Source organism: Saprospiraceae bacterium (assembly GCA_016713025.1).
Classification (GTDB): domain Bacteria; phylum Bacteroidota; class Bacteroidia; order Chitinophagales; family Saprospiraceae; genus OLB9.
The window spans coordinates 310875-333926 of the sequence record JADJPZ010000003.1; the positions used below are offsets into that span (position 1 = coordinate 310875).

At 42.3% G+C, this 23052-nt stretch carries 14 protein-coding genes; 3 read left to right on the forward strand and 11 right to left on the reverse strand.

Annotation, left to right across the window (positions count from 1 at the left end; all coding sequences use genetic code 11):
- Nucleotides 1-409: 409 nt before the first annotated feature.
- From IPK35_04360 to IPK35_04370, 3 genes are all read right to left on the reverse strand, one after another.
- Nucleotides 410-7093, reverse strand: coding sequence for a T9SS type A sorting domain-containing protein (locus IPK35_04360; GenBank protein MBK8052517.1), 6684 nt, complete (start codon nucleotides 7091-7093; stop codon nucleotides 410-412).
- Nucleotides 7094-7664: 571 nt separating this feature from the next.
- Nucleotides 7665-8213, reverse strand: a complete 549-nt coding sequence (locus tag IPK35_04365; protein MBK8052518.1) for a hypothetical protein — start codon at nucleotides 8211-8213, stop codon at nucleotides 7665-7667.
- A 49-nt stretch (nucleotides 8214-8262) separates the two neighbouring features.
- Nucleotides 8263-8874, reverse strand: a complete 612-nt coding sequence (locus tag IPK35_04370; GenBank protein ID MBK8052519.1) for a hypothetical protein — start codon at nucleotides 8872-8874, stop codon at nucleotides 8263-8265.
- Nucleotides 8875-9347: 473 nt separating this feature from the next.
- On the opposite strand from IPK35_04370, the gene IPK35_04375 reads away from it, so the two are divergent.
- The gene (locus tag IPK35_04375; protein MBK8052520.1) at nucleotides 9348-9575 is read left to right on the forward strand and encodes a hypothetical protein; all 228 of its coding nucleotides are present in this window, start codon (nucleotides 9348-9350) and stop codon (nucleotides 9573-9575) included.
- Nucleotides 9521-10732 (forward strand): transposase, encoded by a 1212-nt coding sequence (locus IPK35_04380; GenBank protein ID MBK8052521.1) that lies wholly within the window; start codon nucleotides 9521-9523, stop codon nucleotides 10730-10732. Before IPK35_04375 ends, IPK35_04380 begins: the two co-directional genes overlap by 55 nt.
- Nucleotides 10733-11219: 487 nt before the next feature.
- On the opposite strand, the gene ltrA is transcribed toward IPK35_04380, so the two are convergent.
- From ltrA to IPK35_04420, 8 genes are all read right to left on the reverse strand, one after another.
- Nucleotides 11220-12611, reverse strand: a complete 1392-nt coding sequence (gene ltrA, locus IPK35_04385) for a group II intron reverse transcriptase/maturase (protein MBK8052522.1) — start codon at nucleotides 12609-12611, stop codon at nucleotides 11220-11222.
- Nucleotides 12612-13150: 539 nt separating this feature from the next.
- Nucleotides 13151-13441, reverse strand: a complete 291-nt coding sequence (locus tag IPK35_04390; GenBank protein ID MBK8052523.1) for a T9SS type A sorting domain-containing protein — start codon at nucleotides 13439-13441, stop codon at nucleotides 13151-13153.
- A complete protein-coding gene (locus IPK35_04395) occupies nucleotides 13408-14742 on the reverse strand; it encodes a hypothetical protein (protein ID MBK8052524.1) in 1335 nt (444 codons plus the stop codon). The genes IPK35_04390 and IPK35_04395 overlap by 34 nt, the downstream gene beginning before the upstream one ends.
- Nucleotides 14684-17863 (reverse strand): hypothetical protein, encoded by a 3180-nt coding sequence (locus IPK35_04400; GenBank protein ID MBK8052525.1) that lies wholly within the window; start codon nucleotides 17861-17863, stop codon nucleotides 14684-14686. The genes IPK35_04395 and IPK35_04400 overlap by 59 nt, the downstream gene beginning before the upstream one ends.
- 566 nt (nucleotides 17864-18429) lie before the next feature.
- Nucleotides 18430-18855: a T9SS type A sorting domain-containing protein gene (locus tag IPK35_04405; GenBank protein MBK8052526.1), complete on the reverse strand. Its 426-nt coding sequence runs from the start codon at nucleotides 18853-18855 to the stop codon at nucleotides 18430-18432.
- Between the two features lie 35 nt (nucleotides 18856-18890).
- Nucleotides 18891-19307, reverse strand: coding sequence for a hypothetical protein (locus tag IPK35_04410; protein ID MBK8052527.1), 417 nt, complete (start codon nucleotides 19305-19307; stop codon nucleotides 18891-18893).
- Nucleotides 19301-20386, reverse strand: a complete 1086-nt coding sequence (locus tag IPK35_04415; GenBank protein MBK8052528.1) for a hypothetical protein — start codon at nucleotides 20384-20386, stop codon at nucleotides 19301-19303. Before IPK35_04415 ends, IPK35_04410 begins: the two co-directional genes overlap by 7 nt.
- Nucleotides 20367-22529, reverse strand: a complete 2163-nt coding sequence (locus IPK35_04420) for a M36 family metallopeptidase (protein ID MBK8052529.1) — start codon at nucleotides 22527-22529, stop codon at nucleotides 20367-20369. The genes IPK35_04415 and IPK35_04420 overlap by 20 nt, the downstream gene beginning before the upstream one ends.
- A 10-nt stretch (nucleotides 22530-22539) precedes the next feature.
- Here IPK35_04420 and IPK35_04425 point away from each other — a divergent pair, with 10 nt between their 5' ends.
- Nucleotides 22540-22770 carry a hypothetical protein gene (locus tag IPK35_04425; protein MBK8052530.1) on the forward strand — a complete coding sequence of 77 codons (231 nt, stop codon included), beginning with the start codon at nucleotides 22540-22542 and terminating at the stop codon, nucleotides 22768-22770.
- Nucleotides 22771-23052 lie beyond the last annotated feature (282 nt).

Consider the following 23052-nt stretch of genomic DNA (forward strand, 5'->3'; position numbering starts at 1 on the left):
AAAAGGGTTGAATTATGAATCGCTCACCAGTGCTTCTCTGTCGGCTTAATGGTCGATGGTTGCAAAGATCGCTCACCAGTCTTCGCTATGCTCAGCTTAGTGGTCGATGGGTACCATTTTTTGAATTGCAAATTCTTAAAATATAGTATCGAAGTTATAAACTTCGACAATCAGGTTTTTATATGTTGAATTATGAATCGCTCACCAGTCCTCCTTTGTCGGCTTAGTGGTCGATGGGTCCAAGATCGCTCACCAGTCTTCGCTTTGCTCAGCTTGGTGGTCGATGGATAAATTTAAAAAGCCCCCTTCAATTGCTCGAAGAGAGGCCATCCCAAAAACCGATTTATCAAAAAGTGGAGGTCGTTTCCAACCTCCACTTATGTTTAGATTTTCAGATCATCAGCACCGATTACTCGATGATGATCATTTTCTTAGTTGCTGTGAAGTCACCGCTCTTAAGTGTGTAGTACATCACACCACTTGCTCCCAACTGCTCTCTTGTGAATGTTTCACTGTTCAAGCCTTTGTTTGCGTTGATGTTTCTTACTGTCACTACTTTACCAGTTACATCATATACACTTAAGGAAGCTGCTGCTGCCTCAGGCATGTTGAAGCTTACTGTAGTCTGACCCTTGAATGGGTTAGGCTCGTTTTGCATCAACTCGATAGCTGTTACTGGAGCTGTTCTTACTTCTAAGCTTACTTTGCCCACTTTAAGGTCGCTAGTGTATGCTTCTGCTGAAGTCACTGCTGATCCGATTGAAAGCATTTCGCTTACTTTCACTGCTCTGTCTGCTTTTACTGTGATAGTAAAGAGTACTTCATCATTAGCTACTGTAACACCTTTGTCAGATGCATAAGACATAGTTACTACGTCATTTGCAATCACTCCGATGTTATTGTCATTGATTCCTATAGCACCACCATCGATACCTACAAAGCTTGCACCTTTAAGGTTCATAGTGTACTGGAAGCCTGCTACATCATTGAAGTTGGCTGCTGTAACTGCGATGTCTACTACATCACCTGCTGCGATAGTTTGCTCTGCTACAGTCATAGCAACTGTATTTGCGCTTCTGCTTTCTACTGCTGGGCTAGCAACATTGGTAGTTACATTACCATTGACATCTCCTACCTTAACAGCTACAAAGTTTTGGTTCATCATATCTTTGTCCAAAGAAGAGATTGCTATCTTCTCAAGATAAGGGAATGGTGTACTTGCATTCATTGTCTGAGATGATATAGGGAATCTCCAGCTTGCGTTGTTTGGCAACTCATTGTAGATACCTAAGATCAATTTTCTCAACTCTGTAAGATCCTGAGCTGTTACTTTACCATCATTGTTTACATCTGCTGCAATCATTTTGTATGGTGAAGATAATGTCTCAATACCCAAGATATGTCTCTGAATCATCACAAGGTCAAGTGTACTTACTCCATTGATGTAGTCTCCACCTTTGCTCGCTGTAACTTCGTAATCGATTCCGTTTGGAACACTCTTCTCAAATGTACCATTCGAAGGAGTGGTTACTGATACTGGGTACTCAGTGATATTGGCATCTATTGTCACAGTGACATTGCTGACAGTCTGATTTGATTCAGTTGCTACTGTACCTGCTATTCTAGATCCTGCACCACCTGTAGGACATCCGTTACCATTACATACTAACTTAAGATTGACCATACAGAAGTCTGTATTCAGATTCCAATCCCATACGCTTACGTTTACTTGTACTTCATTGGAAGACTTACCTTGTAATGCGTCGCTTGTCCAGATTTTGCCTGAAGTCTTAGTGGCAGGTAACCATTTCTGTGCTGTTCCTGCAGCATATTCAGCAGGTGTAGCTGAAAGTCCTTTTCCTTTGAATAAATGCTCTGTATTCAAGCTTGTCAATATCGGGTGCTCACCATTGAATGTAAACAACAAGTCTTTTTGTGCTGTACATGGCCATGCAAGGTCTCCGTCAAATGATCCCTTATCAAAGTCTCTTGCCCAAAGCTCTACCATTGGCTTAGCAGTGCTTCCTGCCGGTGTTGCCATCAGTGCTGTGCTCAGGTGTACACAATAAGGTGTTGGTGCTTTTTTGTCTTTCACCTCGATGGTCTCTGTACATGCACCGAAATTATGACATCCGTCTGTTACTTTCCATGTCACTTTATGGTAGCTGTGCTTACCTTCAATGATATTAGGGAATGTAATTGTAATATTATCTTTTGGCTTGCTCGGAGCTACATATTTGGCAGGTACCCAAACTCCCGGAGAAACCTGAAGTGTTTGTCCACCACCAAAGTTCCAGTTGGTAGGTACAAATGAACTATAAGCATAGTCAACAGTACCATCTGCCCACTCGTCAATCACAACATACCACTTCAACCATCTGTTAGGATCGTTAGGAATACAGCCACCATCATCATTTGCTGATTTTGTCAAGGTCACTGTAGTCTTACAGTTTGCACCAGCTGCGATACATGTATCTTTACATGCTACTACCGGAGCTATCACATCTTCAAATACAAAGGTCTTGTAGTAACATACTTCTTTATGATCACACCAGTTGACAAATTTGTACTTCACTACCCACTTTCTACATACTCCATCCTCGAAGTCAAACTGCTCAGGCTGGCTTACGTTCAATCCGATCACATCACATGGTGCCTGTACATATTTTGGTTCCCATGCAGCTATGTCTGCAGCTGTAGGTCCGGTACATGCTACCGGCGCAGGGGCGCCTGTTGGTGCATTACAAAATACAGTTTGGTTAGTATTTACTGCAGGTGCAGTATGAGAGTATCTGCTGTCTGCAGCAAAATTCCACACCTGTGTGCTGTTGCTTTGAAGTACTCTGATATTTTGTATACACGTTATGTATTGTACGGTTGTTGAACCTTTAGGAGTGAATGGTACTCTGAAGGTTCTTCTAATCCAACCAAGATCACACTTATCAAGTTCTTCTGCATCGCTGAATTCAACAGCAGGATTTCCGCAAGCTCCGTTAGCTTCTGCTACTCCTGTCTTGTCGAAGTTTACTCCAGCCACAGACTTCCAAACACCTACGCTTGTCTCTATCGGCCAGTCACAGAAGATCGTGGCATCTTTAGGACATACTAGGATCGGTGGATTGTTGTTTTCAACTCTTACAGTTGACCACGTCTCATTGAAGTTGTCTTGCTGTGGATTTGGATTGGCATCTGTTGCTAATACCCAACATCCGATACATCCGTCTTTGTTACCATCATCCCACACTCTCATCTGTACATCATGTGATCCAAACGCCTGACCGGCAGGTATGTCCTCACAACAGAATTTCACAAACTTACCACCGTCAGTATCTAAGAAGTTGTGTAACTTAGTAGCATCTGCTCTGGTAATATTAGCTCTGGATGTTCTCCATGTTGATCCTGCACCTACTGATCCTGTGTAGTCCCAGAATTCAGGTCTTACTACAGTAGCTCCACTTACTACACTCATATCTCTCCATGTCCATTGTCCTTGTGCCTCATCTATCAATACTACTTTCCAGTTCATATTGGTTGGACTTACTCCGGCATCTCTTGTACGTGATCCACTACTGCTTGTCCATGTCCAGGTGATATTGGCTGTAGGAGATGAGCTAGTGGAGAAATTAATACCAGGCATACTGCTGTATGTTCTGTTATTATTGTGTCCGTAATATCCTATATTTGAACATAAAGGAGAATCCAAAGCTCTTCTGATCTCGATTCTTACATCACTACAGTTGTCATGTGATCCGTTGTCTACACTTGGTGCAAACAATTTAGCACTTGCATCTGCTGTACCATGTGCATCATATCCGGGAGTAAGACCTACTACGATATTTTGCTTAGTCACAGGTACTGGTGCTGTTCTGTCAGCTACAGTAATATCCATAAGATGTATTGTCTCATTACCACAACAGTCAGTGCCTATGTACTTAAATGTGGTTACTCCGCATGGTACTCCTGCTGCTCTCCATCCTTTGCCTGCTACCCAGGTCACTGTCAAACCATGAACGATATCAGCTGCCTTAACTGTGATAGTTGGGTTGTGGTCACAATTGTCATGAAGTTCCCATACCTCAGGCATCCAGAAGTCTGCTGTACAACCCCATGGATTGGTACTTACTGTCTCATCGTTCACTAAGAAGGTAGGTCCTTCACTATCGATAGACTTGATGACCTGTGTACACTCATAAAGATTACCAGTACACCAGTCAAGTGTTGTCCATCTTCTGATCACTTTATTGTTGCCTTTACAGCCTACTGCACATGCTTCAAGATTCTGATCTGTATAAGTAGATATGAACTTACATACACCATGTAATCTACCTTGTACTCCTGCTAAATCAGCAGTCTTCAACCAAGGGTATACACTTCTTGTCGCTTCTGCATCGCTGCCAGTCACATCTTTGATATGAGCCCAGAGATATTCAGGTTCTAAACGAACACCACATGTTACCTCAACATTGTCAGGACACATGATACGTGCAGCATCTACTGGCAATACATCGATTCTGTCTTCACACGTTGCTGTGAACCCACCACAATCTTTGATAGACCATTTTCTTAGTATAAATCCACCACAGTCTTTAGTAAAGTCGTGGATGGTCATTTTTACATCTACTATACCACAATTGTCATTCATCACAGGTCTGTTCCAAGTAGTGGTTGAATTTTGTGAAAGGATAGTACTTACCGCATCACAAGATATAGTCATAGCAGGACGGCATATGATAGTAGGAGCAAATTTATCCTCAACAAGGATTTTTCCCCAGCATTTATTACCAGTCGCGTTGTTTGTCACTGAATAAGTCCAGTTTTTGCCAATGTGTCTCTTATCTACTCTGTTGCCACCGAAAGGCTCGATAGATACTGTGAATGCACTGTTACAAATACCTGGTGTATTCAACAATAATTGAGGAGTGATCTCATCATTACAGCTTTCACCGACAGAGTAGTTCAGTTGTCCTATACATACTAACTGTGTAGGCGTAGCTGCCTGAGTCACGATGATACGGAAGTCTTCCTGACGTGTTCTGCCTGAGTTGTCTGTAGCTGTTATCAAAATATTGTGGGTACCAACAGGGATATTACCTAAAGTAATACGCTGTCCACCGGCAGACAATGAAGTTGCTCCGGTAATTCCAACTGGAAAAGAAAGAGTACCACTAGCTATACCACAATCATCGATCAATGAAACCTCAAATGTAGTACTTGCTACAGATGGGCCGCAAGGATCAAGATTGATAGAGATATCCTGAGAAGGGTGTACTATGATCGGTGCGATCAGGTCAGGCTGAGATACTACTGTGATCTCAGGCAATACGAAAACCTGTGCTCCAACCGGAGGTGTATATCTGATATTAGCAAAGTAAGAAACTTCAAATGGACTCGTCAGGTTTGCATCAAGCTGAACCTGATACTCACGATAAAGTGTCCTGTTGCTTCCAACAGTTTGCTGAAAATATAATGAAACATTTGTCGCTCCAGGTATAGAGAACAGAATATTTCCAGGAACGATGTCCTCACAATCATCAGTCACGGTAAACCCGTAAACACTGATCACATCACCAAAACACTTGGCAGCTGTGAAAGTCTCTGCTGCAGCTATGATTTTAGGAGGCTGGTTTTCAGATGCTTTTGTCACCGTGATGACCTGATCTATAAATCCGGTATTTCCATAGGCATCGATGTATGAAGCTGCTACCAGGTAAGAGCCCACAGCAGGGAAAGTAACAAGGTACTCTCTGTAGTTATTGCCTGTAAAGTTCAATACTCCGGTAGCGCCGCCAAAATTAGGAACGAAATTAGCCCAGTTAACAGCATTCTGATCACACAGATCGTCGATCTGGAATGTGACGATACCGGTGATTGTAGTTGCACACTGAGGTATCACAAACTGTGAGCTGCTGAGGATTTTGACCACAGGATCAGTATTGTCTATCACATTTCTGGTGAGCGTAACGCTGGCAGTATTGCCTGTCGCATCCTGAAATGAAATGGTCACTGTAGTCTGACCTACAGACCAGAATACATCTACAAGATAAAACCCTAATCCATCAGGTGTCACTGTCACCTGGGTAGCAGGAACGACAGTAGCAGGTGTAGTTGATGAAGTAGCACTCACCGCATTTGCAGCAGTGACAGATCCACTACATCCGTCAGTACCATACACATAGTACTGGTCTTGTCTGCCACATGCTCCCTCAGGGATAGTGGTACTACCAAAGTTTCTGGCTGCACCAGTAGCTGTAGCACCATCATTGTCAGCAAGAATATTGCCAAGGACATCTGTCACATAAAATGTAGGAGCAGTTGCATCCACACCATTTGGTACAGTCACTAAAACCACTAAAGGATCAGTAGGAGGATTGCAAGCGCCTGTTTCAGTTACAGTCACTGTGTACTGACCTGCACCCGCATTGGCAAATAAGAAGTTACCTGCAGGAAAACCAATGTAAGTTACAACTGTAGTACTAGGAGGAGTAGATCCGGCAGGACCTGATCCGGCTACAGGAACAGCATTAACGGTATAAGTACCTGCACAGGTAGAACCATTGGTCACAGCTACTGTAAAACTACCGTTAGCTACATAGTTTGCTGTGCCAAAAGGACATGTAGGTCTTATTGTCGTAGCAGATACAGTGTACTGTGCATCTAAAGTAATAAATGCTAACGGACCTGTACAAACTGAAACGTTAGCAGGAGTGCCTATGCCATTGCAGGTTTCTGATACAAAAAACTCGTAATCAGTACCTGCCTGAAGGCCATTTACCACTGCAGTAATCACTTGACCGGCAACTGTAAAAGATACGGCAGGATTGTTTGAAGTAGGAACACCACCGTTGTTGCACAAGGTAGCTACTACTGAAGCCTGACCTGTGTTATTACAGTTGGCTAACCCCTGACCGCCAACTACCAAAGTCCAGCAGTTGTCCAGAGGGGTGTCGTTGGACGTCCAACGCAGTGAAGCGGAGTTTTGGCCTATATTCAGAGCAGACAATGCGGTAGGAGCTGGGCACTGCGCATTGGCAGTCTCCACCGATAGTACACTCATGCACAGAAGGCCACAAATGAATAATAAAAATCTTTTCATGAGATTGAGTTTTGGTTAAAAAATAAATAAGGTTATAAAAAATAGTAATAAATTAGCCATAAACAATATCAAGACATAATACAACCATGCGCGTCATGTATAAATCACACGACACGATGCATCATATTGTTCAGACCTTAGATGACGTATAAATGGAAAATTATAAATGGTGTTTGATTTCGTCTTTATTTATAATAGTGCATATATACAAGAAATAAAAAACGGGTCGGGATCATCGGGATGAATTGATTTTCGAAATTGTAGGGATGATGATCGTCACCGGTGTAGTTTTCTTATTTCTTTTCGTCTTTATTACAATTAAACCATGTACAAGTCCTTTGACTTATACTTTTCAGATGGCAAAGCTACATAATCTTATATTATGTTGTATCATTTTACCAAATATTTTTTTAAATTAGGAATAATTTTATAATTTAAAAAGCTTCCAAATGTCATAAATATTACATCTTTCATCTTTATGAAACTCTTGATGATATGGTCATCATTTTTGGAGATATCCATTTCGATCATATATCGATTTACCTGTATAGGTAATATATACATCATAGTATCAATGGGAAGCACCCACAAAATATAAAGACTTTTTACCGATAGACTGTATATCTACGATGACTTCGATGTTTTTTGCCTGCTTAAGGCTCTCCAGAATTTCGGCAGAGTTGCTGACCGTCATGATCCCGGGCCTGGATGAATTTTCTTCCCTGATGGCTGCGTTGATGGTCTTACTTTTATCCATCACAAAAGTGATTGTATAATTATTGAACTTTGCCATAGGCAACTGGAAATACAGCTGATCGACATCTGTCTCATGATCCACTACCTGCAGAGAAGGCAAAGTGTTGATACCTCCGGGCAATAATACAGCGCTATCTCGGGCTGTAAATAAAGTAGTGATGTCTTGTTTTTTGCCATCAGCACCAGTGATGGTATTGATGGAAGATGTGGGACCCTTTTGTTCTGAGGTGACAGATGGTTGTTCTGTGGTAATTGTTTCAGGAGTTTTTCCGGCAAGATCCGTAGACCTGAAACCAAAATACCATATAAGGAGCGCTGCAATGATCAGGAGCAATAGTCCAAGAAGAATATTTTTATTTTTCACTTTGTAAAATTTATTTTGAAATAATGGTGATCGTTAATATGTTAAGACCTTATCTGTCCCAAAAAAATCCAGTAGTGGCAAAATCAAATTTTCTGACTCCGATATTCTTCAGATTTACTTCGATGGTCACTTTGTTGGATTTTTTTATTTTCTCAAGCAAGGGTGCCGGATTATCAAGCACTATAGCTCCAGGATTGTCACTAGGGTCTTTTGTAAAGTTGACTTGCTGAGCATCCTTCCCCTCAAAGGTGATTTTCAATGAATTGGAAGCATATTCTACACCGGGTATCTGAAAGAATAAGACGTTGCCCTGGTTGTTATTATTAGTAACACGCATAGCAGGATACATAGACTGTCCATTGGGAAGAGTAAACGGATCTTTTTTATTTACAAATACAGTATTCATAAACAACTTTTCTCCCGTTGGGGCGCTGATGACTCTGTATTCCCAGGCACCTTTACTCTTCGTCGAATCAACATAGACAGAGACTTGCTCTCTCATAGTAGTATCCACTTTGATATTCTCCTTTTGAATAAATACATTATTGCCGGCTGGTTGTTTTCCCTTCACAAAATAGTAGGTGACTGCTGCAATAAGTAATAATAAGAGGACGAGCCAGAGCCTTTTGTCTGCCAAAAAAGATTTATTTTTATTTTCCACTTTTCAGGTTTTTAAAAAATTAAGCCGCAAAGATACACATTATTCTGAAAGAGAAAACTAAAATCAGATATAAAAGTTTGGACTTGTGGCTTTGGTCACTGCGCTGCTACCCCTGCCCCTAAATGGGAATCCTGCGCTCTACCGATGGATAATAGTCCTAAAGCCTAAAAGACTTTGGACAACAGAGGGGCTCACAACTCCTTTTTGAAAAGCTTTGGATTTGTGACTTTGGCACTGCCCTGCTACCCCTGCCCCTTATATGTTTGCATTTTAAAAATTAATGGTTTCAAGATAAACAAATAATTTATAACTTGGCGGTTGAAGGGGAACACCCCTTGATACTTAGATATCGTCCTTTAGTGTCCCTTTCGCCAAGCTTAATCATGAGGTATAACTTGATACATTGATATCGTATAACATAAGGGAATGTAAGGCTTGACACTTTTTTTAACACATTTTAAAGTAATTTATGTATGAAAGTTGGATTTGGAGGACTGGACGCAAGCAAAGGTTATTGTGATTTCAGTTTAATTTCGAAGGGTAATGAATTTACTAATCGCAGGATGAATTTTATTGATAATCAATCCGGTCTTGATGAACTCAAAAAGTCTTATCACAGGCACTTTTGTCTATTGATAAAATTTATTTGGCTATTGAAAGTACCGGTGGGTATGAAAACAATTGGTATAATCAATTGGTAAGTTTTGATAAGCGAATCATCATGTTCAGGATTAATCCGTTGCGGACACATCATGAGTCAAAAAAGAATATGCATCGCAATATTAATGACGCCATCAGTAGTGAAATTATAGCTAGGCATGTATCTGAAAATTATGAAGAACTAGAGAAAGCCAAGCCTAGATCCTTACATTTTTATACTGCGAAACAGATGCACAAAACTATACAAGGATTTATTAAACAAAAGACGAGAAATATCAACCAACTTGAGAAAGTAGTGTATAGTTGTATTCCTGGTCTTTTAACTTTTAGTAAAAATGGCATGCCAAAATACATGTATAAAGTACTTCAAAAGTATCCATCAAAGGCAAAGATATTAAATGCGAAAACAGCTTCATTGGCTAAAATCAAAGGGTTAACCATGGAGAAGGCTGAGGCCATCCAAAAAGCGGTGAAGCTAGATTCAGGTTCGGGTAATACGATACTTACTGAGCTGAATATTAAAACATTGGCCCAAACTATTAACTTATTCTCCACCCAGATCAAAGAACTTCAATCAGAACTTGCTAAACACGGAGCCAACGACTTAGCGGATTTATTAGTCACAATTCCTGGTTGCGGCATCGAGTCAGCAGTGTCATTAAGCATAGAAATAGAAGATATAAATCGATTTAACAGTGCCGCATCACTTTGTTGCTATTTTGGAGTACACCCAGAAAACCATACAAGTGGTGATATATCAAAGAAACCTAAAATGAGCAAAAAAGGAAGTAGTTCATATAGGGGTACAATATACATGGTAGCTAAAAATGCGATTATGTATGACCCTTATTTTAAAGAGGTATATTCAAATCAAAGAGCGAAAGGTAAGACCTATAACGATGCTTTAGGTGTAATAATGAACAAGTTAACAAGAGTAATCTATGGTATGCTTACAAACAAAGAGGCATACGATTCATCAAAACCTAAAACACAAAAAAACAAACCAGTAGACGCAGATCAGCAAATAGAGAAGTTGGAAAAAGAAACCGCAGATTATAAGGCAGAGCTAGAAAAGATGCAAAACGCACCAGTTTCTCGAAGAGCAGAAAATAAAATAAAAAAGGCAATGGAAGAGTCTCAAAACTCAATTGAAGAGTTGCGCACGAGATCAAAACCATTACCAAGTGCAAACATATAAATTTGTTTGAACTTGGTAATAAAAAACACCGCCAAATATTATAAAATCAACGGTATAACTAAAGGGGAATCCTGCGCTCTACCGATGGATAATAGTCCTAAAGCCTAAAAGACTTTGGACAACATATCTTTTTAACTGCGTTTGTCAAAGTCTTACCTGACTTTGACGGAACCTATCTTACGGTCTTTGACCGGTTGCGGATATGTATTTCGGTCTGAAGACCGATGGATAATAGTCCTAAAGTCTAAAAGACTTTGGACAACAGTGTTTTGGGGTGCGGCTTTCGCATTCGACCCCTGCTACCCCTGCCTTTGAAGGGGTATCCTGCGCTGGATGTGGTGTTTTGGGGTGCGGCTTTCGCATTATCCTGCGCTCTGCGTTTGGGGTTATGCTATCAATCGAGTAAGAGACAAAGGTAATTAAAAAAATAGATTACCTTTGTCGTCTTCTCACACCACCGTATGTACTTACGTGTACGGCGGTTTCTTTAGGTGGATTTGTGCAGATGGTTGTAGTTGGAGACTAAATCGTAGTATCCAATCTTTGTAAACCACTCGTTATTCATCCCGATATTGGTGCCTGGAGTGTTTGATAGACGCCACCAGCCTTTGCCACTTAGGGCTGTCAGCCAGCTCAATTTCTCACTTACGCCTTGGCTCCTTAGGAATCTGACAATACCAATCTTGCGTTTGCATTGTTTTATCCTAAAGCATCTTATTCGTCTTTTCAGCCAGCTGTTGATTCTTTCTATCTTCGATTTCATTTCTGATCTCTTGAAGTATTGTAACCAACCACGCAATAAGCTATTTACTTCCTTTATCAACTGATCCAGACTGATCCCACGTCGACGTGATGTCAGATCTTTTAGCTTCGACTTAAGTCGTAATTCGCTCGGCTTACTTAGATAAAGGCGACCACCACCACCTAGACTATGACCTAAAAACGCTACTTCATGTACTTTCCGTACTCCGCTCTTTTCTACATTTACTTTCAGACGCATTTTCTTAGTTATGTATTCGCTAATGCTAACATATACCCGTTCGGCACTTTGTTTACTTCTTACAAAGATCAAAACGTCATCTGCGTATCTTACATAACTCAGTCCACGCCTAGCCAGTTCTTGGTCCAGTTCATCTAATACGATGTTGGATAACAACGGACTCAGTGGGCTTCCTTGTGGTGTCCCCTTTATCCGTTGATGCGATACGCCACCTAACAGTATGCCACTACGTAGTATCTTTCTGATTAGGTCTAGTAATCGTTTGTCACCCATCCGTAAACTCAGATGCCACATCAATCGGCTATGATTCACTTCATCAAAGAATTTCTCTAAGTCGATGTCGACTACTCGTGTCTTCCCTGTTTTAACGTGTGACTGGGCTAACTTTAGTGCGCTCTCTGTTCCACGGCCTGGCCTAAATCCATGGCTGCTTTCCGTAAATGTAACTTCATAATACCTTACCATCACTTGGCTAATTGCTTGCTGTACAACTCGGTCTTTTACCGTCGGTATGCCCAGTAGCCTTTTGCCCCCTTTGGGTTTCGGTATCTCTACTCCACGTACTAATGAAGGGCGATAGTCTCCGTTTAGGATTTCTGTCTTTAGTGCTCCATGGTGCGTTCTAAACCATTTTCCGAACTCCTTGACATCTATTCCATCTACTCCCGGACTACCTGCGTTCGTTTTCACGTGTCGGTAGGCTTTTACTAGATTCCTTAGCGACGCTATCTCTTCCAGTACGTTCATCGTCTGTTCTCTCTCTTGCCAGCATCTGGAAGTCCACTTCGGACATACCTTTCCACTTCCGTCGTACCATACGGGTAGTTCATCATTGAATAGGCTGCTATTATTTCCTTCTCCCTGTCCAGCAGGTTGCATCGGTTTAGCATTTTCCTTGTCCTTAATCATTGGCCTTTACCATTACTTTCAAAAAAATTAACATCCTAAAGATTCGATCCTTCGCTCCACATCCATTACAGATGATTCTTCACTACTATGATCTCTGCTGACTTCCTTTAAATAGTCCTTTACTTCCCTTGCGCTTTGTTCCGTCTCAGGTCGCTATTTATAGGATCTCCCCAAGGTAAGTTCAATCTCTTTCCGTGTAACTGACATATTTTACTACCATTGTTTACGTCCGACTATTGGGCTTCGCAATCTATTGCTCACTTACCCACAATGTAAGCCTTATAATATGTTTCTGTTCGTTCAATCACACTCTTGCCGCCTGCTTCCTTCAGATTCTCAATTACTCAAGACACCCTTGCTATTGGCTAACGATTCCTATCGGCTGGCTCGTCGAGGACTTTCACCCCTTAGATATTAAACATGCTTGGCGCACAACAAAAAGCACAAACCACCAATGCCGTGGTTTGTGCTTTTATGAGTGGTCTGACCATCATTATACAAATAATATTTTATTCTACTGCCAATCTGGTTTTTTCGGATTTGCCATTATCAGATTTGATCATGACTATAAATATACCCGGCTTTTCGGGAGTCTCAATGAAGATCTTTTGATCTGCTGAATACCTCAATTCTTTTACTATTTTTCCTGCCACATCAAGGATTATGATATTGCCATCTGCCTCCTGCATCAGACTCGAGTTGATGATAAAATTGGAAGAAGTATTGGCAGGATTTGGAAATACCTGAAGTATGTTCTCAACACTCTTTACCTGGTCCTGATTGCTGCCATTGTTGATGATACTGCCGAAAAGACCCTGAAGCCACTATTTCCAGTACTGAAAGCTGAGATATTGGATCCTCCATTATCAGATGCTGCTCTTACCCAGTAGAAGTAGGTTGTCCCTACATTGGGCGTAAAGTCATCATAACTCATGGTATTTTGCCAGCTGCCCAGAGCGGTTGATCTGCTTATATTATTAGTATTGGAGCGATATACTCTGAACCAGTTACCGGAAGTTCCTGTCCAGGTCACTCTTACTCTGTCGGAAAATGTTCCATCTGATGCCTGTACATTAGCAGGTACGGTAACCGTACCCGGAGGGCTTGCCCTGAAACCAGTATCTCCTGTGCTGAATGCTGAAATATTGGCTCCGCTATTGTCAGATGCGGCTCTCACCCAATAGTGGTAGGTCGTACCGGCTACAGCGGATGCATCATCGTAGGTAGTAGTATTCTGCCAGCTGCCAAGTGCTGTCGCTGTGCCTGAGTCATTGGTGGTATTTCTGTACACTCTGAACCAGTTGCCTGAGGTACCGGTCCAGGTGACTTGAACTTTGTCGGTAAAGGTGCCGTCTGATGCCTGTACACTTGCAGGTACTGTCACCATTGGACCTGATGTGGCGCGGAAGCCGGTGTCTCCTGTACTGAAGGCAGATATATTGGCTCCGCTATTGTCAGATGCGGCTCTCACCCAATAGTGGTAGGTCGTACCTGCTACTGCGGATGCATCGTCGTAGGTTGTGGTATTCTGCCAGCTGCCAAGTGCTGTCGCTGTGCCCGAATCATTGGTGGTATTTCTGTACACTCTGAACCAATTGCCAGCTGTACCGGTCCAGGTGACTTGAACTTTGTCTGTAAAGGTGCCGTCTGATGCCTGTACACTTGCCGGCACTGTCACCACTGGACCTGATGTGGCGCGGAAGCCGGTGTCTCCTGTACTGAAGGCAGATATATTGGCTCCTGTATTGTCAGATGCGGCTCTCACCCAATAGTGGTAGGTCGTACCTGCTACTGCGGATGCATCGTCGTAGGTTGTGGTATTCTGCCAGCTGCCCAAGGCGGTAGAAGTGCCGGAGTCGTTAGTTGTATTTCTGTATACTCTGAACCAATTGCCTGAGGTACCGGTCCATGTCACCCGTACTTTGTCGGTAAAGGTGCCATCTGTGGCCTGAACATTGGCAGGGACAGTGACTGTAGGTCCGCCAAAAGTTCTGAATCCTGAGTCTCCTGTACTGAAGGCGGAAGTATTGGCTCCTGCATTGTCAGCAGCTGCTCTTACAAAATACCAGAAGGTAGTGCCTTGAGGGCACAGTGCTGTCATCAAAAGTCATTCCAGTCTGCCAATTTCCCAAGGCTGTTGCTCTGCTTGAGTTGTTGGATGTGGATCTGAATACTCTAAACCAATTACCTGATGTACCTGACCATGTGATTTGAACTTTGTCTGAAAATGCACCGTCAGTTGCCTGCACATTAGTAGGTATGGTTACGGTACCCGGAGGTAGTGCTCTGAAACCTGCATCTCCTGTACTGAAGGCCGATATGTTGGCTCCCGTATTGTCAGATGAGGCTCTCACCCAATAGTGGTAGGTCGTACCCGCTACGGCTGAGGCATCATCATAAGTAGTAGTATTCTGCCAGCTACCCAAGGCAGTGGAAGTGCCGGAGTCGTTAGTAGTATTTCTGTACACTCTGAACCAGTTGCCGGAGGTACCTGTCCATGTCACTCTTACTTTGTCGGTAAATGTGCCGTCTGATGCCTGTACACTTGCAGGAACAGTAACGGTAGGTCCTGATGTGGCTCTGAAGCCGGTGTCTCCCGTACTAAAGGCAGATATATTGGCTCCCGTATTATCAGATGCGGCTCTCACCCAATAGTGGTAGGTCGTGCCTGCTACAGCTGAAGCATCATCGTAAGTAGTGGTATTTTGCCAGCTACCCAATGCTGCTGCTGTACCTGAATCACTGGTGGTATTTCTGTACACTCTGAACCAGTTGCCGGATGTACCTGTCCATGTCACTCTTACTTTGTCGGTAAATGTGCCGTCAGTAGCTTGTACACTTGCAGGAACGGTAACGGTAGGTCCGCCTCCGGTTGAAAAATATACCGGTGTTTCCCATAATCCCCGTCCAAAAGTTGCTGCCCTAAGGATAGAATTTTCCGGATTGGCTGTGTTATAAAATATTTCCAATTCACCGATCTGTACATTGGCAAGATTGGTATTGTATGCAATCCAGTTGTCATTTCCCTTTTTGAAATAAACTCCCAGTTCAGAACCTGCATACAGGTGGGTCTCAGTGGTAATCTGAGTATTCTGAATAACAGAATAAATTGGCAGATTTGGTAATCCTGCAGAAATATCTGTCCAGGTATTGCCACCATTGGTAGATTGGAAAACTCTCGTAGCATTATATCCGCCAAAAGACATCCAGATATGATTTGGATCATTGGATTTGATAGCTATGGAAGTAATCACCAATCCTGCGACTGCTGTTGGCAAAGAGGAAGTCAGGTTGTCCCAATTGGTGCCGCCGTTGGTGGTTCTGTAGAAATTGAATTGGTCTGATGTATAAATTACCTGATCGTTGGTCTGAGCAACGACCAGATTGCGCAATCTGTCTGATGAATTTATCGTAGAAATCGCAGTCCATGAAGTACCACGATTGACAGATCTGTACACATTACTATATCCTGAGAATAGTATCTGAGGGTTTGTAGGGTGAATGACATATGGAGTCACCCATGCGCCAGATTGTCCCGGAGGTTTTATGTTTGTAGCAGAAGCCCAGTCGTTGGTCGTTCTGCGCAATTCGCCACTTTGTATACATCCATACTGTACATTAATATCTGTATAATCTATGGCGCACTCCATACCGTCGCCACCCAGAACATCTCTCCAGGTGCCAGTGCTGGTTCTTTGTTTTGTACCGTTATCCTGAAGGCCGGCAACAACAACACCCGGTACTGTCACCGAATTGCCCAGTTTATACATTTGAGAGATGATCATACCATTTGTTCTGTCAGTCCATGCTGTTCCGTTATTGGTTGAAGAGTACACACCTCCATCATTACACTCAAATAGTAAGCCATCAGATGGCCTGTATCTCAACATATGTTTGTCAGCATGTACTGCCGGTATAGATCCGTCACCACCAGTCCAGTGGTTGACAATCGACCATGCAGTACCACCATTGGTAGAACGCCAGGTGTTTACGCCACCGACCAAAAGTGTATTGGCATTGGTAGGTGACGCATCGATACACAGGTCATACCATGCCTGGCCACCTGAGTCAGTGCCGGACTGTTCCCAGCCAAGCATGTTTATCGGACCAGTATAGGTAGTATTAAAAGATGTACCTGAATTGGCTGAAGTATATATGCCCAGCAATCCGTGATTGCTAGAGCGTCCTATAATTGCATACACGATAGAGGGGTCAGCCGGAGTTACTGCTAATTCCACACGACGACCCTGGCTATTAACAAAAACCTGAGTCCAGGATGTGCCTCCGTTGGAAGACATATGTATAGCTCCACCAGTCAAAGTACCGCCATAAAGTGTATTGAAATCACCGGGCTTGTGCTCTAAATCTGCAAAGGCGAGTGTGGTAAGTTGAGTCCAGGAAGCGCCTCCATTAGTGGTTTTATAAACCCCTATACTCGTAGAAGCCAGAATTGTGTTCGGATCGTTAGGATCCTGCAGGAGTTTTGTCACTCGTCTGCCATCTCCGATGTTGAATGAAAGTCCTGTGGTGTTCCAGGTGTTACCACCATCGGTAGATTTCAATACTCCAACGCTGTTATTGTCCAAAGCATTTTTATCTCCGGTAGCAAGATAAATTGTATTGGAGGTAGCAAAGTTGGAAGGGATGAGGATATCACTGATCCCGAGAACAGGGTTTTGATCTGTCAGCACCGTCCAGGTACTACCACCGTTATTTGTACGCCAAAGACCACCGGCAGGAGCGCCTACCCAGTAAGTATTGGGATCTGTGGGATGAAAAGCCACGCAATTTAATCTGCCTACTCCGGCATATCCTCCGGTCGAACTGTTTGGACCAAGATTTGTCCAACTTGCAGTGGTAGCACGCGCTCCATTTCTATTATTTCTTTGGTACTCTTTATAAATTTCAAAGGCAGTTTTGTTGGGCAAATATCCTGTTTTGTAGTCAATTTTTCTTTCCATCTCCCATTCCCACCGTTTGAATTGTTTCCAGCCTGCAGCCTTCTTCCGTATACCGTTTTCAACATAGTAACCATTATGGTCTATTTGTTTTCCTTTCCAGTAATCATAAAAGGCCTTTTGATGATCTAAAAAAGATGGTTTTTTGCCATCAGCTCTGGCGGGAATGCGGTCAACCCAAGCTTGTCCTGAAACGATAGTAGCAGACAAAAAACCAATAAGAAATAAAAAAAAGAGTTTTTTAAGGTTTAATACAATTTTCATACAATCTAAGAGTATTTTAAAATATTTAATAATCAATCTTTGCTGGAGATTCCTTAGAATCAATTTATTTTTATTCTAATTATTAATTTTTATTCTAATTATTTAAGAGTATGTTTAAATTTTTATTGCCTTAAAATCAATGTATTATGAACCTGACTTCAAAATAATCGCCTTATGTAGTTCACTAAATGCGTTGATTATTTTATTGTCAGAACCATAATCTCTTGATTTACAACTAAGAAAAATTTTAAACATACTCTAAAACACAAATTAATTTATAACAAAAGTCGCACCAAAAATTAAGAACTGACAAAATTATTGATTTTTTCATATAATACAAATATTTATATTAAAAATAATAGAAAAGGGGTAGTTCAAAAGAAGATTTCAGTGTATTTTCTCATGGAATCTACTGATAAGGTGAAGTCCCAATTTGATTATCATAAAGAAAATCTTTTTTGTCCTATGGGTATAAACAATTGAATGTATACTGAAACTATGAAAAAAGGCGAACATTTTTGGGGTTCGCCTTTTAAATATTAGGAAAATCTTATGCAATAACTACTCTAATCCACAATAAATCTTGCGGATTCGGATTTGCCATTATCAGATTTGATCATGACTATAAATATACCCGGCTTTTCGGGAGTCTCAATGAAGATCTTTTGATCTGCTGAATACCTCAATTCTTTTACTATTTTTCCTGCCACATCAAGGATTATGATATTGCCATCTGCCTCCTGCATCAGACTCGAGTTGATGATAAAATTGGAAGAAGTATTGGCAGGATTTGGAAATACCTGAAGTATGTTCTCAACACTCTTTACCTGGTCCTGATTGCTGCCATTGTTGATGATACTGCCGGAAAAGACCCTGAAGCCACTATTTCCAGTACTGAAAGCTGAGATATTGGATCCTCCATTATCAGATGCTGCTCTTACCCAGTAGAAGTAGGTTGTCCCTACATTGGGCGTAAAGTCATCATAACTCATGGTATTTTGCCAGCTGCCCAGAGCGGTTGATCTGCTTATATTATTAGTATTGGGCGATATACTCTGAACCAGTTACCGGAAGTTCCTGTCCAGGTCACTCTTACTCTGTCGGAAAATGTTCCATCTGATGCCTGTACATTAGCAGGTACGGTAACCGTACCCGGAGGGCTTGCCCTGAAACCAGTATCTCCTGTGCTGAATGCTGAAATATTGGCTCCGCTATTGTCAGATGCTGCTCTCACCCAATAGTGGTAGGTCGTACCGGCTACAGCGGATGCATCATCGTAGGTAGTAGTATTCTGCCAGCTGCCAAGTGCTGTCGCTGTGCCTGAGTCATTGGTGGTATTTCTGTACACTCTGAACCAGTTGCCTGAGGTACCGGTCCAGGTCACCTGTACTTTGTCGGTAAAGGTACCATCTGATGCCTGGACATTGGCAGGGACTGTCACCATTGACCTGATGTGGCGCGGAAGCCGGTGTCTCCTGTACTGAAGGCAGATATATTGGCTCCGCTATTGTCAGATGCGGCTCTCACCCAATAGTGGTAGGTCGTACCTGCTACTGCGGATGCATCGTCGTAGGTTGTGGTATTCTGCCAGCTGCCAAGTGCTGTCGCTGTGCCCGAATCATTGGTGGTATTTCTGTACACTCTGAACCAATTGCCAGCTGTACCGGTCCAGGTGACTTGAACTTTGTCTGTAAAGGTGCCGTCTGATGCCTGTACACTTGCCGGCACTGTCACCACTGGACCTGATGTGGCGCGGAAGCCGGTGTCTCCTGTACTGAAGGCAGATATATTGGCTCCTGTATTGTCAGATGCGGCTCTCACCCAATAGTGGTAGGTCGTACCTGCTACTGCGGATGCATCGTCGTAGGTTGTGGTATTCTGCCAGCTGCCCAAGGCGGTAGAAGTGCCGGAGTCGTTAGTTGTATTTCTGTATACTCTGAACCAATTGCCTGAGGTACCGGTCCATGTCACCCGTACTTTGTCGGTAAAGGTGCCATCTGTGGCCTGAACATTGGCAGGGACAGTGACTGTAGGTCCGCCAAAAGTTCTGAATCCTGAGTCTCCTGTACTGAAGGCGGAAGTATTGGCTCCTGCATTGTCAGCAGCTGCTCTTACAAAATACCAGAAGGTAGTGCCTTGAGGCACAGTGCTGTCATCAAAAGTCATTCCAGTCTGCCAATTTCCCAAGGCTGTTGCTCTGCTTGAGTTGTTGGATGTGGATCTGAATACTCTAAACCAATTACCTGATGTACCTGACCATGTGATTTGAACTTTGTCTGAAAATGCACCGTCAGTTGCCTGCACATTAGTAGGTATGGTTACGGTACCCGGAGGTAGTGCTCTGAAACCTGCATCTCCTGTACTGAAGGCCGATATGTTGGCTCCCGTATTGTCAGATGAGGCTCTCACCCAATAGTGGTAGGTCGTACCCGCTACGGCTGAGGCATCATCATAAGTAGTAGTATTCTGCCAGCTACCCAAGGCAGTGGAAGTGCCGGAGTCGTTAGTAGTATTTCTGTACACTCTGAACCAGTTGCCAGGTATCTGTCCATGTCACTCTTACTTTGTCGGTAAATGTGCCGTCTGATGCCTGTACACTTGCAGGAACAGTAACGGTAGGTCCTGATGTGGCTCTGAAGCCGGTGTCTCCCGTACTAAAGGCAGATATATTGGCTCCCGTATTATCAGATGCGGCTCTCACCCAATAGTGGTAGGTCGTGCCTGCTACAGCTGAAGCATCATCGTAAGTAGTGGTATTTTGCCAGCTACCCAATGCTGCTGCTGTACCTGAATCATTGGTGGTATTTCTGTACACTCTGAACCAGTTGCCGGGATTGCCATTCCATGTCACCCTAACTTTATCATTAAATGTGCCGTCTGATGCGAGTACTCCTGAAGGTGTAGCAACTCCAATGCAAGATGGTGGAAGGTCAAAAGCCTGAGTACCATCTGAACGGCTGGAAGACAGTCCCTGAGAAGCACTAAATCCAAGCCCTCGTCGAGCGAATACCTGCCAGATAAGACAGACATTAGCTCCTCCGTTCAATGCCATATCAGCCTGAATGATTGCATTTCTGCCATCTACAAAACCTGCATTACAAACCTGAAGTTTTAGGCCTTGATTTACCAAATTGATAGAAATGTCTGTGCCTGCTGTAAGTCCATGTCTGTCTCTCAATGCCCAAGTAAGATCCCAAAGCATCGTTGCCCAGACAAATCCAACACCATGAGGAATTGAAGCAGTTTTAATAAAATCATAGGTAACTTCATTTACTGTCATATCCGGAGTGTACCTTCTGGGTCTTATCCCGGCACCTGTCGTAGGTTGTCCAAGCACATAGGTTCCAATACCTCTTGGAGTATTGGCCACATCGGTAGGCAAGGAAGTAGTCATCAAAGAATAATAATCGCTCCATCCTTCTCCCATCTGTTCCTGACCACTCAAGCAAGCTGTGGTAGCTGGGCCACCTGCCAATCTTGTAGAAATACCGTGAGCATACTCGTGAGCTATGATTCCATTATCAAAATCGCTATCCCTGTTTGGGTTAGTATTTGTCCATACAAACATGTGCATTCTGGGTCTCTGGCCTTCCGGAAGTGTCAGAAAAGTAGCATTATTGGTAGCTGAACCATCCTGAGCTTCGGCTCTGACATCATCACCACCTGTGCCGCCTCTGCCATAATTATTTACCTGAAAATTGCCACTGGCTTCATCAAAGCCATATTTATGAGCAAAATCATGCATATAATTATTCCAATAAAAAAGATTGACTACCGCAGATGGTCTATATGTAGTAGGTCCCATAGTCAAATCCAATGGTGTATTAAAATCCAATCCTGCACCTCCATCAGGTGAAGTCCCCGGATCAGGAATATCATTTGCGTCAAGATCTGTATATGCATGTGTATTATTGCCCCTGGTGATCGTAAATTCAGCGCCGGCCACACCATCAGTGTCATGCCAACCGAAAGGAGAGGCAACAGGATGAGCTGGTTCAACAGCAATAGTCCTGCCATCTGCGGGTGATACCGTGCTTGTGTGAATAGGGCTTTCAGCCGGTTCTCTAAAAACTCTGTAACTGCTGCCATCCGCTGGGCTTAACATCTCCATCTCTTGTGAGAATTCTTCCTTAAAAGCTGTCGGTGGCATAAATGTCCTTTGGATATTGTGCTCCACTTCTGAATGATTACATTTTGCTTCTGAAATGCCAAAACTGCATGTGATCACCATGTTATGTTTGTCCAAAACTTCACCAGAATTAGCATCTATTCTGACTGACCAATAATTAGCCCCATTGGGTTCATGAATCTGAACCTGCCAGCACAATGTTGCTGTTGCATTTCCCAAAGGAAGCCAAATCAATTCTACCGGTATGGCATCCTGAGATACATCTCCACCAAAATAAACTGTTTTTCTGTTTTTACCAACAGCTTGATTTTTTATTTTAAATTCAGTCGGGACAATATAACCAAAATGTTTGGAAGCTATTCTTATAGCATTTTCATGAGTTACTGCAGTTTCAGATATACTAAGGCTACCTTCAGCTACATTTATAAATGTAGAAGTTTGCGAAAACAAGGTATTATCTGCTTTAATATGAGCTCCCAAAATAGCGTTGTGTACAGGTACACCATCAAAATATTGCTGAAAATAAACATGATTCAATCGAGACGTTTTGCTGAAAGTTTCTGAAGAGACTTTCATGTCTTCAAAGTTTGAATTAGCAAATGATCCATTTAGGGACAAATTTGACAAAAGAGCTCTTGCAATTTCTGCCTTTGATTCAAATTGTGCACTTGAAGTAATACCGGTTAAAATAAAACCCAGGAAAAATAAAAAAGTAGCAATGGGGAAATGGCTTCTCATCATGTTGAAATTAATTATTTTGATAAAGGTACAAAAATAGGATTTTTGCTTATATAATTAAAAATAATGCATATAATTTTTTTACAATATAAGTAAATAACAGAATTATATAGAATTATATATCTAAGATGAGGCATTCTGAGCTTGTCAGGTGCTTTAAAGTGAACAGAAAATATTTTGCGAAAAATTTAAATCATAATGTATTGTAAATTAAATAATTATGATTATAAATTTTCGCATTCAATTTTCTGTTTAGTATAAAATAAAAAATATGGGTTGGCTTTGGGGTTTGGATACTGCTCTGCCACCCTGGGTCACTTAA